General features: G+C 59.9%; 12 protein-coding genes and 1 pseudogene. 7 read left to right on the top strand and 6 right to left on the bottom strand.

The features are described from left to right. Positions 1-242: 242 nt before the first annotated feature. From OXT71_07300 to OXT71_07290, 3 genes are all read right to left on the bottom strand, one after another. Positions 243-1,253, bottom strand: a complete 1,011-nt coding sequence (locus OXT71_07300; protein MDE2926185.1) for a DUF2332 domain-containing protein — start codon at positions 1,251-1,253, stop codon at positions 243-245. 90 nt (positions 1,254-1,343) lie between these two features. After that, positions 1,344-1,649 (bottom strand): HigA family addiction module antitoxin, encoded by a 306-nt coding sequence (locus OXT71_07295; GenBank protein ID MDE2926184.1) that lies wholly within the window; start codon positions 1,647-1,649, stop codon positions 1,344-1,346. Then, positions 1,649-1,837, bottom strand: a complete 189-nt coding sequence (locus OXT71_07290; protein MDE2926183.1) for a type II toxin-antitoxin system RelE/ParE family toxin — start codon at positions 1,835-1,837, stop codon at positions 1,649-1,651. Before OXT71_07290 ends, OXT71_07295 begins: the two co-directional genes overlap by 1 nt. 374 nt (positions 1,838-2,211) lie before the next feature. Between OXT71_07290 and OXT71_07285 the strand changes: the two genes are divergently transcribed. The 7 genes from OXT71_07285 to OXT71_07255 all read left to right on the top strand — a co-directional run bounded on the left by OXT71_07285 (position 2,212) and on the right by OXT71_07255 (position 8,621). Beyond that, positions 2,212-2,712, top strand: coding sequence for a sigma-70 family RNA polymerase sigma factor (locus OXT71_07285; protein ID MDE2926182.1), 501 nt, complete (start codon positions 2,212-2,214; stop codon positions 2,710-2,712). Between the two features lie 64 nt (positions 2,713-2,776). Continuing rightward, positions 2,777-4,408, top strand: a complete 1,632-nt coding sequence (locus tag OXT71_07280; protein ID MDE2926181.1) for a hypothetical protein — start codon at positions 2,777-2,779, stop codon at positions 4,406-4,408. A gap of 264 nt (positions 4,409-4,672) precedes the next feature. Next, positions 4,673-4,912 carry an AbrB/MazE/SpoVT family DNA-binding domain-containing protein gene (locus OXT71_07275; protein MDE2926180.1) on the top strand — a complete coding sequence of 80 codons (240 nt, stop codon included), beginning with the start codon at positions 4,673-4,675 and terminating at the stop codon, positions 4,910-4,912. After that, complete coding sequence (gene mazF, locus OXT71_07270; protein MDE2926179.1) at positions 4,906-5,259, top strand: endoribonuclease MazF; 354 nt, start codon at positions 4,906-4,908, stop codon at positions 5,257-5,259. Before OXT71_07275 ends, mazF begins: the two co-directional genes overlap by 7 nt. Positions 5,260-5,361: 102 nt before the next feature. Next, positions 5,362-6,168, top strand: a complete 807-nt coding sequence (locus OXT71_07265; protein MDE2926178.1) for a methyltransferase domain-containing protein — start codon at positions 5,362-5,364, stop codon at positions 6,166-6,168. Positions 6,169-6,352: 184 nt separating this feature from the next. Then, on the top strand, positions 6,353-6,610 hold the full coding sequence (locus tag OXT71_07260; GenBank protein MDE2926177.1) for a hypothetical protein: 258 nt from the start codon (positions 6,353-6,355) through the stop codon (positions 6,608-6,610). A 112-nt stretch (positions 6,611-6,722) separates the two neighbouring features. Then, a complete protein-coding gene (locus OXT71_07255; GenBank protein MDE2926176.1) occupies positions 6,723-8,621 on the top strand; it encodes a redoxin domain-containing protein in 1,899 nt (632 codons plus the stop codon). A 60-nt stretch (positions 8,622-8,681) separates the two neighbouring features. On the opposite strand, the pseudogene OXT71_07250 reads toward OXT71_07255, so the two are convergent. From OXT71_07250 to OXT71_07240, 3 genes and pseudogenes are all read right to left on the bottom strand, one after another. Next, positions 8,682-10,461: pseudogene (locus tag OXT71_07250) on the bottom strand (arylsulfatase). A gap of 222 nt (positions 10,462-10,683) precedes the next feature. Next, positions 10,684-12,717 carry an acetylxylan esterase gene (locus OXT71_07245; protein MDE2926175.1) on the bottom strand — a complete coding sequence of 678 codons (2,034 nt, stop codon included), beginning with the start codon at positions 12,715-12,717 and terminating at the stop codon, positions 10,684-10,686. A 58-nt stretch (positions 12,718-12,775) separates the two neighbouring features. Beyond that, on the bottom strand, positions 12,776-13,528 hold the full coding sequence (locus OXT71_07240; protein ID MDE2926174.1) for a hypothetical protein: 753 nt from the start codon (positions 13,526-13,528) through the stop codon (positions 12,776-12,778). Positions 13,529-13,570 lie beyond the last annotated feature (42 nt).

The raw sequence follows: 13,570 nt of genomic DNA, 5'->3' as shown, positions 1-13,570 counted from the left end.
GACCTATCTGATTTATAATCAGTGAATTACGTCGATTCCATTCTGGAAGTTCAGATTAGACAGACTGCACCGCCATTCGGGGTAACAAACGGTACCTTCAAGCCGGTTTGACCTTAGGCTCGTTTTCTACGTTCGGTACACGCAGTTTCGTCACCATGCTATTTCCCTCGGGTACGAGATCATTCGCGAGAAGGAGACAGGCACATTCATCACTACGGTCGGCTTCTGCCTGCGGACTTTGTCTACATGGTGCCATCGCCATGCGCCAACCACTCCAAATCTGCGCCGTGAGGGTGCGCGAATCCGAGGATATTCGCGGTCTGCATCCCCTCGTGGGCGATGGACCGTCCCAGTAAGAATTGAAGCGGTGCCGGAGGCGGCGCAAATGATGAGATATGTGGAGATCCCCGGGCGCCTTCGTTCGATATCCAGACAATGTCCCGGTGTCGCGAGAATTTTGTAATGATCCGGGCAAAGGATTGGCGCCGCTCAGGGCTCACGTACGGAAACAGCGCGGAATGGAATACGACCAGCGTCGCGCCGGTCGGCGCCTCATCCAGGACCTTCGGCAAATCATCAACCAGATCACCGTGACGAACAGATAGCGACTGTTGCCTTCCCACTTCAATTGCCGCCGCCAATCGTTCGCGCCGGGCGGGGTGGTCGGGCCAGACGCAAGCCAGCAGCCAGCGGACGTCAGAAGGATCATCAAGATCGACCGGGGCCGTGTCGAGTCCACAACGCCACACAATCTGTGGAATCATGATTCGGGGGCGTACGTACCCGCGCAAACGACAACGTAGACGGACTGGGGACTCGCTGTCACCAATCTGAAACGATCCGTAGTCGTATCTGTACTTGTCCAACATCAGGCACAATCCCGCGCTTGCGCCCACCTCGACCAGTGCCAGAGGGCCTGCGGGCATTGCCGCCAGCAATATCGCACAGCGGCCGACCTCATTCGTCTGCGTTCGGCGCGAACTCATGAGCTGGAAGATCTCGATTTCATGCTCCCTGACGAAGCGATGCAGTTCCGAGCGGCTCATCGGCATTTCTGTCGCACCGGTCAGGTATTGCACCGACGCGAAGAACAGGTTGGGCTGTTGGTCCGGCATCAGGGGGATGAACTTGGGCAGGTAATCGTCTTGTGCGACAGCGTGGGAAAGCCGGAAGTAGGCGGCAGAATACCCAGCGCACTCGTCCTCCGCAAACCGTCGAAATCGCAGTCGAACGTGCTCAGTGGTGTCGCTCATCTGAGTTCAGTTGGGAAAAGAGCAAGAACAGGGGGCAGTCGCCAAGATGGGTGGAGGCGCCTACAGTTCGCGCCGAAAAATGGCAGTTGTTCAGGCGGGTACATAGCGCTGGACGGTGATCTCGCTTGCACGGGCACGCATCTGCGAGGCGTCGTACCAGGCCTGCATCCGCAGCAGCATATCCATGCTCACGTCAAACGCCTTTTCGATTCGCAAGGCCATCTCCGGCGATAACGCAGCCTTGCCGTTGAGCAAATCCGAAAGCGTCGCCCGGCGAACTCCCAGGATCTGGGCCGCCTTCGTCACAGTCAGACCCAACTCCTCGATGACCTCTGTACGGATGAAGTCGCCCGGATGGGAAGGGGTCATGTTCACTTTGATTCCATGGGTCGCCATCAGTGGTAATCCTCCAAGTTCAAGCGGTCAATGTAGCCGTCCTCTTCCTCAAATGTGATCCGCCAATTTGCGGAAACCGAAATGCTCCATTCATCCCGTCGGTTACCTGAGAGCCGGTGGACACGCCAGCCGGGCGGGGAGCCGGCAATAAGCCCGTCGATGTGTTCGGCCAGGATCAGTACCGTCAAATCTTGCGCACGCGATCAACCAGATTCTGCCGCAGGAACCGAGGATTGTTCTGTTCGATCAGCCGACGCAATCCTCGGTGCCGGACAGAGCGAGTGTCCATGTCGCAATTGTACGGTGATACCGTTCGATGCGGCAAGTCCTTTATCGGCGAAGACACTGCTGAGACTCTCGCTTACACGTTGTTCAAAGCTCCAGCAGTTGTCTTCGCCACGCCAGCAGGGAACTGTCACCTTCACCACTCTTCGCCCCGGCGAACCATGCTTTGTCGTCCAGACGGATTTTGTGGGTTCACAAAATCGCGGTTCGCGGGTCATATAGGGAAAAGGGCGGGCGAGCACGATCCGGTTCGACGTACTCCCGGCGGCCAAACCATATGAGGTTATTCACGAAGAAACCGGCCGATATCAGCGCCAAGGCCGTAGACGATTACGGACGGCTGGTCCTCAAGGTCGCCTACAGGATCGTCCCCAACGCCGATCAGGCTCAGGAGATCTTCCAGGAGACCTTCCTCCGCTTCCACGCCGCTTGCACCCGCGGCGAGGTGATCGCCTATCCCAAGGCGTGGCTCTGTCGAGTGGCGACCAACGTCGCCTTCAACGCGCGGCGCCGGCAGCGGGCGATGTTGGGAATAGAAGAGGACACCGCGGTGGACTCCAACGCCGACAGAGACGTGGAGCGTCGCGTGCTCTTGGACCGGGTGCGCGACTTGGCATCGGAATTGCCCGATCGCCAGCGCACCGTCTTCGCCCTGCGCAACTTCGAGGGATGTACCTACGCCGAAATTGCGGCGCAACTGGGGTGCAGCGTGGGTGCGGCAAGGTCCAGCGAATACAAGGCACTGAAGAAAATCCGAGCTTGGATGGCCACCGTCTGAGAGGACCAGAACGATGAACAAAACTGAATTTGAGAGGAGACTGAGTGACTACGTTCGGGGCGAGTTGCCGAATGCAGTCGCGCGGGAATTCGATGACTATCTGGCCGCTCACCCCGAAGCGGCCGGCGATGTAGAGGCAGCACGCACCATCCTGGAAATGAGTGCCGACATCAGGGCGTCGGAGCCACCTCCCCATCTCCTGGCGGCGGCTCGTGCCAGCATCCTGAAGGCGATTCGCTCGGAGGTCGAAATACCGCGGCGTTCGGGATTCTGGCTGGCGTTGCCGCGGCCGGCCTGGATGTCGGCGCTCGGTATTGCACTGGCTGCCCTGTTTGTCGGCGTACTCTGGCGTGGAACATCCACGCTGGCGTGGGCGCATGTGGTCGAGGAAGTGCGCAAACTCTCTTCGGTGCGCACGGAGGGCTGGTTTCTCGGGGAAAGCGGAGAGCGGGTGCCGGTGAAGCACTGGTTCCAGGCCCCGCACTCTTTTCGCGCCGAGGTGGATACCGGTCCGTCGCGGCAGGTGGTTCTTTCCGACGACGAATCCGTTTACATGAACATAGCGGGCGCCCTCTATCGGAAAAACCTCCCCTGGCCAGGCGCATGGTCCGTGGACAAGGTCAGCAAGACTCTGGTCTTGCCCGAACAGCAAAAACTAGAGGCGTTGTCGTATCAGATCGATCAGGAGGATCGGGGACAGACAGTTCTTTTTTCGATCTGGCGACGCTCCTCGTTGGGCAGAAAGACACCGTCGGACATCCGGTTTGAAATCGAAGTCGACGCGCAGACCAGGTTGCCCAACTACTCCCGCATTTATGTGGACCGGGGCCAGCAGGAATGGGACTTGGTCAACGAGTTGAACTATCGGGACTACGATGTGCCGCTGGCTGACGGGATCTTTGAGGTGGCCGATGATGCGGTTCAGCCCGTTCCCGAAAAATTGTTGAGGGCAGACCCGTTCGGCAGGGCGGTGGCTCTTTTTGGGCCTTGGCACAATCGGGTGCATTACATGCCTTTGGAGGGGATGGAAATTGTAGTCCATCCCCCTTGGGTCGATCCGACCAAGGGAAACCATGGTATGTCGTCTAGCAGGACCGGCGGAATCGTGCGCTACGAATTTCACCGCAACCCGTTGACGGCGATCGCTCAGACTCTGGGAGACATGCCCGTGGAGACTCGGGATTCGGCGTTGTCTGAACAGCGCTACTCGGCGAGGATTGCCCACCGAATCACCGTGGATCCCGTGGAGCGGGTGAAGCGTCTTGGCCAGCGCTTCAGTTTTGATGTCGAACTGAATAAGCGGCAAGGAACGAGGACTCGCTGGATCTTTGCGCAGGACGGAACCGGTTTTCCGATCAGTGCGGCGCAGAGTGAATCAACTGGGACCAATGGAAAGAACTTGCGAGGCACAGGGATTCCGCTCTTCTCGGCAATACAAAACATGCTCTCCAATGCGGCTCGCAACGATCTAGTCAAAGGCTACAACGAACTTCTCGACGAGGTCGAAATGAATTGGAAGGGCGCCTCGGCGGACAATCCCTTCCACCGCAGGGTGGACATATCCGTCGACTTCTCCGATGGCTGGGAGGTGGCCCTCGAATACTTGCGGGAAAATTTCGGAGTGACCATGGAGCGGGTATCCGAACCCACCACCTACGAGGTGCTGGTGTTGTCTCCCCGCAACGAAGCCGGCTGAATCCAGGCGATCGGGCAGGAGAAGGGGAATGCACGGGAAACGGTGACAGTCATCTTCTTTACTCCTACCCGCTGACTCCAAACAGTCAACGCATCCCCGCGCCCCGAGTTGGCGCCCGAACCCCAAGGAGAGTCGAATGGCGGCGATGCCATCCAGGAGGCTGCGTCCTCTAACCCAACCCCCATTCGACTCGACGTCCCCTGGATGAGCCTTGATCGCGCCACAGGAAAAGATATATTTTGTAGATACAAAAGGAGACTGTCCATGGGTGCACAATCAAGAATCTGCAAATGGGGGTCCAGCTTGGCTGTCCGCATCCCCAAGCCTATCGCCGAGCAGTGGGGAGTGCATGAGGGCACCGCCGTCGAGATGGTCTCGCGCGGCAACCAAGTCATACTGCGCAAGAAGACCTACAGCTTGGCCGACATGCTGGCGACCGTGACGGAGGAGAATCTGCATCCCGAGGTGGACACCGGACCCGCCCAAGGCAATGAAGCATGGTAAAGAGGTCCTACGTCCCCGGAAACGGGGATATCGTGTGGCTGACCTTCAACCCTCAAGCCGGACATGAACAAGCCGGACGCCGCCCGGCCCTGGCGCTGAGCCCGAGAAGCTACAATCGGAAAACCGGCCTCGCCCTATTCTGCTCCATCACCTCCCGAGCCAAGGGTTACCCCTTCGAGGTCGTTCTTCCTGTCGCCGGCGCCGTCACCGGCGTTGTTCTGGCCGACCAGATCAAGAGCCTGGATTGGCGGGCCAGGCGGGTCCGTTTCGAATCGAAGGCGCCGCCCCGGGTGGTGAGCGAAGTTTTTGCCAAGCTGGCTGTTCTCTTGGATCAAAATCGATCCTGAGCCGCGCCGAAAACGGAATCCAATCGAACCGGCGGAGAAGGACAGTCACCTTCACTATGAGACAAGCGGACTCAGCCCTGATGGACTGCTGGGTCGAGATCGGTGGTTCCAGAGGGAGTGTGCTATCTGACCAACGAATCGAGTGAGCGCTTCGACAAGATCGCCGCCAACTACGCGACCAGCGAAGTCCACTCCATGAGTCCGACGATCCGGCTTCTTCATCAGCTCGTGAATCTGGAGGCCGGGGCCTCCGTATGCGATATGGCTTGTGGCGCCGGCCACCTGGCGCTGTCCTTTGCCACCCGCGCCGGGAGACTCGTCGGAGTTGACCCTGCACCCGGCATGTTGGACGCCTTTCGGCGCTTGGCGGCGCAGCGGGGGATCGAGGTGGAGACGGTCGAGGCGTACGCTGAATCGATTCCCCTGCGGGGAGACCAGTTCGACTTGGTCGTATCGCGGCTGGCCCCCCACCATTTCGATGATGTGGACCGCGCGGTGGCGGAAATGGTTCGGCTCACGAAGATCGGCGGGCGGGTAGCGATCATCGATCTCGAAGGACATGAAGACGCTGACATTGACGAGTTCAACCACAAACTGGAAGTTCTCCACGATCCAACCCACATTCGGAGCTACACGGCCGCGAGGTGGAAATCCATGTTCGAGAACAGTGGGCTGAAGGTGGAGGTGTTGAAGAACGGATTGTCGGAGCGGCCGCAGGGGACGACCGTGGGCAGGTGGTGCGAGATTGGGTCCTCTGGCGCTGAGTCGGAAGCGGAGATCCGGGCCAGTCTGCAGCGGGCCCCGGATTCATTCCTGGAGGCCTTGAATATCAAGCGGTTGGGGGGAGAATTCCTCTTGCCAATACGGACATTGCTGGTCGTGGGAACCAGGGATGCTGCCCACAGGTGAGGGGGCAGGCGAAAAGGGGACAGTCACTTTTTCCGCAAAGGCGTTCGCTTCACCGCCATGCATTGGAGACGACATGGACAACCAATCAGACAATCTGAATCACCGCAGATTGGCCGCTTCCTGCTTCAACAAGACGTGAGAGTGTCTGCGTAAGCCGGAGCTTAGCTCCGAGGAAGTTGAAGAGATGATTCACGTATCCCATGCCTCCTTCTGGCATTGGACCCAGGTTGAGGATCACACGCCATTGAACATCTCAATCGGGACCTGGCAGTTGGCTCGCGTCTACGCCGTCGCGGGACTTCCGGAACGTGCGGACTACTTCGCGCAGCGATGTATAGAAGTCGGTGAGAACAACGATCTGCCTCCCTACTATGTCGGCAGTGGCTACGAGGCCAAAGCACGCGCGGAGGCGCTCGGCGTTGAGGTAGACGACCTGATCTGACCCACCTTCGGTTTCTTCTCCCTGGCCAGGGTGCTAGTTTCGATATAGCTGTCTTTCTTGCCGGTATTCGCCCGCCCGTGACTGGCACAACAGCCTGCTACGGAGGTCTGCCATGAGACTGATCCAGGTTTTCTGCTGCTCTTTTCTTGTCATCGGCTCATCGTGCCAAGGCCCGTCCACTCCCGATCCGGAAACCGCTCGAAAGCTCTATCAGGAGGCCAAGTCTCTCGATCGGGATGATGACGCTGATCGAATGCTGGAACTTTACCGGCAGGCGGTCGAACACGACCCGGAGTACACCGAAGCGCATTGGGAGATCATCAGCCTCACGGACGATAGGGAACGGCTGCGCCAAGATTACGCAAGGCGGGTCCGAGAAATTCCAAACAGCGCCGTTTTACATTACCTGCTCGGCGAAGTCTCTGAAGGAGATACGAAGAGAACCCAATATGAAATGGCGATCGAGTTGGATCCCCATTACCCCTGGGGCTACGTGGGCCTGGGCCAATTACTGGAAGACCTTGGGTCTTTCGATGAGGCGATCGAGAACTACCAGAAGATGATCTCGCAGTTGCCGGATGAAGCCGAAGGCTATTGGGGTCTCTTGCGCACGTACAAGAAAGCCGGGCGAACCGACGAGGCCGCGGGTTTCTTGCGGCAAATCTATGAGCGGTTCAGAAACGATCCCGACGAGGGGTCCCGTGCCCTCTACCAGATTGCAGATTCTCTGGAGGACCCGACCGAAAAAGCACGGCTCTGGCATCGTTACATTGAGGACTACCCCTCAGATATCTTGGTAACGAGAGTCCACGGCTTCCTCCTGCAACACTACGTGAAAACGGATCCAGAAGCGGCGGACGCCTTCGCCCGGGAGTGCCTGCTGAAAGAGGAGCCTCCAAATGACCGGACCCTCAGGAATTACGCCTACCGGGCCTTATTCGACCTCTACTGGAAGATGGGAGAGGCTCAGAAGGAAGGACTACTGGCGCAGGAACTCCTGGAATCGGGATATCCGAATGCGAACGCCTATACGCACGTCGCTCGTCACTATGCGAAAGAGGGGCGTGTGGAGCTTGCCGTTCGGTTTTTCAGAAGGGCTCTCGATTTCGCAGACCCGGACCATGTTCACGGGACCCTCCTTCGCAGCATAGGAAAACCGCGCCGAGAGTCTCTGGAAAAAATTTCACGTCTGGCGCGAGCCGATATTTCGTACGAACTGGGCCAGGTCCTCAACAAGGAACTGAGGCACAGGGAGGCGATCGCGGTGCTTCGCCCGGTGGTGGGCATGTGGGATCCTCTGGGGGATCGTATCCATTTTGAACTTGCCGCCGCGTACGAAGCCACAGGGCAGCACCAGGAGGCACTCAAGCACTACGCCAGCTCCCTGATTGACTATCTGCACGATTTCGCCCGGAAGCCGTTGGAGAACCTGTTTGCCAAGGTGCATGGTTCAACCGAGGGTCTGCGCCAGTATGTTCTGGACCACGTCATTCAGGAAGAGACGGCAGGCGACGTCGCCATCGGTGCGCCGACTTCACTCAGTCTGGATGAGACAATTATTCGGGCTCGCGGGCTTTCCTCCGGTAAAGCTCCGGAATTCAATCTGGAGACACTGGGTGGAGAAAGGGTCAAATCAGCGGATCTTCTTGGCAAGGTTGTGGTCCTTGACTTCTGGGCCACATGGTGCGGACCGTGTCTCCGGGAGCTTCCCCTGTTCCAGGCCACGGTCGATCGATGGTCAGACCGGCCCGAAGTTGCCTTTCTTGCCGTCAGCGTCGACTCGAACGACGACAAAGTCCGCAGGTTCATGAAAGATAACGAATATGATTTTCCAGTCGTCCGAGACCGTGAGGTGAGCGATGATTTCGGCGTGTCCGGGTACCCGACGATCGTGATTATCGGGAGGGAGGGTCGTATTCAGTATCGCCACGTGGGGTTCGATCCCGACGTGGACCTGATCCAGAAGCTGAGTGACAAGATCGATTATCTGCTGGGCGCGGGGGTGTCCTGATCAGGGCGTCAACTGGACTGTCCCCGTTTCGCGGGGACAAATCTGACTACGTAAGCCACGTCAGCCCGCGTCATTCATCCGCCGGACCTCAACGTAAAAAGCTCCGCGGGATCGACCTCCGGCCTGCGTGAACCACGTCTGCAGAGACTGCGGGCCGGCATCGAGTTCCACCGTAAACTTCACCGCTTTGGCGCCCGTAGGGACCATCCTGGTCTTGTCCACCTGACCAACCTGGAGCCGAGCCTCGACGGCTGGGATCACAAAGGCCGCCTCCCTGGGTAGCTGTCGAAGCGTGAGCTCATAGCGGCCGGACCGGGCGACCTCCACCATCCATTTCCCGTTCACGTAGGGCGCCGGGTCACTGCTGACATGCACATACGGACCAAACGGCCTCTGATACCAGGGAGCATTCCCTTTGGGCATGTACCAGTCCTGCAGATTCAGGTGGACGGGGTTTTCCGCCGGGTCGCCCAGCACGATCCGGCAGGGTTCGGAGATCCTCCGGGTGACGTCGGAAAACCAGCGCTCGTGTTCCTTCCTCAATTCCCTCACAATCTCCGGATATTGGGCGGCAACATCCGTTCTCTGCATCGGGTCGCGGGTGAGGTCGTAAAGCTCCTTGCCGAAGACCAGGCGCCAGCGGGACGTCAGGACGGCGGAGATGCCGTAAGGGATCAGTTCGAAAGTCGGTCTCGAGTAGCTGCCCCCCAGGTGCTCGACGAACAGTATGCGTTCAGCGGCGGAGGCCTGCCCGCGGAGCAGCGGCGCCAGGCTGATTCCGTCAAATTCCACCGGCGCGGGCTTCGCCACGCCGCAAGACTCCATCAACGTCGGCATCAGGTCGATGTGGGACGTCAACCCCTCCACATCCTGACCGCCACCCAGCCCGCCACGGGGCCAGCGTATGAAAAAGGGGACCCGGTGGCCGCCTTCGTAGGGCGATCCCTTTCGTCCCCGCAGGTTGGCCCCGAAGCGGTTCCATGGCTCCAGAGGAAAACCATCTGAATCTCCCTTTTCCATGCGGATGCCGCCAAGGGCGCCGTTATCGGTCATGAAGATCAGGATGGTGTCGTCTTCCAGATCCCACTCTTTCAGTTTTCCCAGCAACCGGCCCACGTTCTCGTCGATGTTGGTGACCATCCCCATGAAGTTCGGCCAGTGGGGCAGACAGTCCCATCCTCCGATAGGGAGCGGAGTACCGGTCCGCCACGATGTAAGGATTGTGCGGAGCGTTGGTCGACAGATAGACGAAAAAGGGCCGGCCCCGGTTCGCCTCGATGAACTTGAAGGCTTCGTCGAAGAAGACGTCGGTGCAGTATCCGGTGAATTGCTCGCGGTCGCCGTTCCGGTTGTAGATGTCGTCGAAGTAGTCGTTCCCCCAGGCGTCACCCGACATCCCGATGGCGCCGTGGCGGTGCCACACGGACACATGAAACCCACGGTCGTGCGGCCGGTAGGGGTAGTTGTCGCCAAGGTGCCATTTTCCGAACATGCCGGTGCGATAGCCCCCCGCCGCAAAGACATCGGCAAGGGTGACCTCGTCCCGCCGCAGGAAGGCCCGCCCGGCCCCCGTCCGCCAGGCTCCGGTGCGAATGGAGTAACGGCCCGTCAACAACGCCGCCCGGGTCGGTGTGCAGACCGGGTCGACATGGAAATCCGTGAGGCGAACGCTTTCCGTGTAGAACCGGTCGAGGTGGGGCGTCTGAATGAAGGGATTGCCCTGGCTGCCCAAGTCGCCGTAGCCCTGGTCATCGGTCAGGATCAGGATGACGTTGGGACGGTCCTGCGCCAAGGCCAGGCCGGGCGCCAAGAGGAAGAGTCCAAAGATCAGGCGCCGCATTGGTATCTCTCCGTGGCTGTCGAGAGGGACTGCTCGGACTCCGATTTACTCTTCACTACGAGGGGGAACAGTCTTGTTCCCCCATAGGCTCGGAGACATCCATGTTGTTGCAAGAATCGGCGGTTGGAAACCGCCGCTCCGACACTGAGGTTAACAACCACCGCTCCGACGCGGGGGTTAACAACCGCCGCTCCGACGCTGGGTTAACAATCCCCTCCCATTTCACTCTCGAAAGATCTCCGTGGATTCGGCCAAAGCCTCAAGCTGATCAAGGTCGAACTCCTTGTAGAGGTCCCGGCAAAAAAGTCCGGGAGCCTGCTGATAGGTGACGGGAACCTCGTACAAATGGCTCAGGCTGTCCATCCCCTGGCGAATCCGAACCTGCGAAAACAACTCGGGCTTCAGCGCCGCCGCGATCAAGGCGACCACCTGACAGCGGATGCCGCTGCTCTCCAGACGGACGCGGCGGGTTCCTGTCGTCTCCTCCAGCCAGCGGGTCGTGGCCACCAGTTGGGCGGCCCTGATGCCGAGCGGACGCTCTCCCAGGGGGGCCAGCAGTTGTCCGTACAGAGCCGAAGGAGGCCGGCTGACCATCCAGGAGGCCATCGATTTATTCTTACTTTCCTCCAAGAGCTGGTTGAGGGCAGGGTCGTTGGCCCGTGAACCCTCGGGCCTCAACGGGCCTTCTGGAGCGGCGTTGCCCGAGAAGATCAGGTCCAACGCCAGGACCTGGCCACCTTGATTCAAGAGACCGGAGACCTGTGACCCCGCTGCCGCATAGCCTCGGTCATTCAGAACGATGGTTGCAGGCGCATCGGGCGGGCTGGCAATCGCCTTCAGCCAGATTGCCGAGGCGCTGAGCCCGTTGTCGAATTGGAGACGGTAGGAAACACTCTCAAGCCCCCTCTTCTTGGTGTTGGCCACGCCCCAGGGGTGTTCGACTCTCCGTGAGCGATAACGCACCAGTTCCCGGAGCCGTTCTCTCTTGCGTCCGGCCCAGGCTCGTCTCCTCCCCGGGTTGCCGGGTGGATCCTCATGTTCGATCTCAGCGGCAAGCTTTCGCGCCAGACCCAGGATGGTGAGATTGTCCTCCGGGATTCCCAGATGCAGCTCCCGGGCGGTCTTGACCTCCGCGTCCACCGGGATCTCCTCCGGCTGCGCCGGCAGCCCGAAATGGCGGCTGAAAAAGCGGTAGGACTGTTGGCGATTGTCCAACTCGTAGTTGTGCGTTCCCGGGTCGGTGTTCTCGTGCCATTCGAAGGCCTCCTCTCTTCCGAACAGCGCGAAGAATGGCATGATCTGGTCGTAGAGATAGGGCTTGGTGAGAACCGCCCGGCCCACGTAGTAGTTGTCCTCGGCCGAGAACATCAGCAGGGTGGGGCGCGGCGCCCGCAGGGCGGTGAGATGAGCGTAGTCGATGCCCAGGTCGGGCGGGTTGTACTCCATGTCCCCCACGTCGGCATTCCGCTCGATGGCCGAGAGGAAGGCGAAATACCCGGAGACCGGTGCGGCGGCGGCAACCCGTTCATCCAGTCCGCTCAAGACTCCGGTCTGCCAGGCTCCCCCCGACAGGCCCGTGACCCCCAGGCGGCGCCCGTCGACATGGGGGTGGCGCTCCAGGTAGTCCAAGCCCTTGCGCATGGCCAGGTAGAACAGTCCGGTAGCGCTCATGCCGGCCAGATTCATGTGGCCGCCGTACCAATGGTCGTTCCCGGGAAGGTGCAGTTCCCCGCAGTTGAACCATTCCAGGCTCAGGGCCAGCATGCCTCGCAGTGCGTAGTTGATGCACCGGATCTGCTTGTAACCGGTGGCGTTTCCGACGGGCGTGTGGCCGTTCACGTTGACGATGGCCGGGACCTTTCCGGTCAGGCTCTCCGGCTCGTAGAGGAGGGCCGTCGTCTGGAAACCGGGGATGATCTCGTAGCGAAGCCCGCGTAGCCGGTAGCCCTTCCCCGAGGCGATGATTCCCAAATCTTCAAATTTGGGCTCCGCTTCCACCCAGTCGGAAGGCCAACCGCGGAAGATCACGTCTTCCAGTACCCGTTCTCTAATGGTCCGAGCTTCGATCTCCCATTCCCGGGCGTTCTGCGGAGTAGGCAGCGGCGGCACCCGTTTCATCAGGTACTGGCGCAACTGAAATTCGACGATCTCGGGAGATTGAACCGGCAGTTCGAGGATCGCACCCACCTGCTCGACGGTCTGCCCGGAGGCCAACACCGGAGGAAGAAAAAAGACAAGGAGTAATGCGAATCTCATCTCTTTCGCGACATGATGAATCAGCGGTCAGCGGCCGCATGCGGAGCCGTCGGCGAGGCTATTTCCAGGTGACCTCCATGGCGAAGAAGTGGTCGAACACCTCCCGCTGGGGATGGTTGGCCTCGTTGGTCTCGGGACTCCGGATGTAGAAATCCAACTGCTGGAGGGCCGGGTTGACGGCGCCCGCCTCCGAACTCTTCCCTTCAAGAGGAAAGCGAACCACCAGGTTCCGGTCGCGCATGCCCTGGGTGACCATGAAGTGGATCTGGTAGTCCTGGTAGAGCGGCTCTCCGTTCAGGGTGGCGGAGCCGATCCCCCAACCGGCCACGTAGAGAATGCTCTTGGGCCAATTGGCGTCGCCGCAACCGGAATCGCCGTGCTCGAACAGCCACGATGCGATGCCGCCGTCCTGGCAGGGTGAGAACTCCTTGAACTCTTCCAGGTCGATGACGTAGCGGCCTTCGGGGAGTTGGAGATCGGCGCGGAAGGTCCCCGTGTTGTTGATCTCGTCCACGTCGAACTCGACGGTGCCCTCCACCGGCCGCAGATTGGTCCCGTCATTTCCCATGTGGTCCCACGGGCTCTCGTCGTTCAGCGTGCCGACCTGGTAGATGCGGCTTCCCGAGATGATGAATCGGCCGTCGTACAGGTCGTGCTGCTCGGGCGCATAGATCCCCATGGCAGTGCCCGGCTGAACGCGAGGCCCGCGTTCCGGAGGATCGGACTGGGAGGGGCCGTTGGTGACCGGCACATTGCAGGCGGCCAGCCACAGCGAACACAAGGGGACAAGGAATTGTAGAGCTTGTTTCATCACGTTTCTCCGAGACAGGCGGTTGCCCCGTAGTGTACCAGC

The sequence above is a fragment of the Acidobacteriota bacterium genome, from assembly GCA_028874215.1.
Classification (GTDB): Bacteria; Acidobacteriota; UBA6911; order RPQK01; family JAJDTT01; genus JAJDTT01.
The sequence above is the reverse complement of the archived record's forward strand: the minus strand, read 5'-3'. Positions and strand labels throughout refer to the sequence as shown.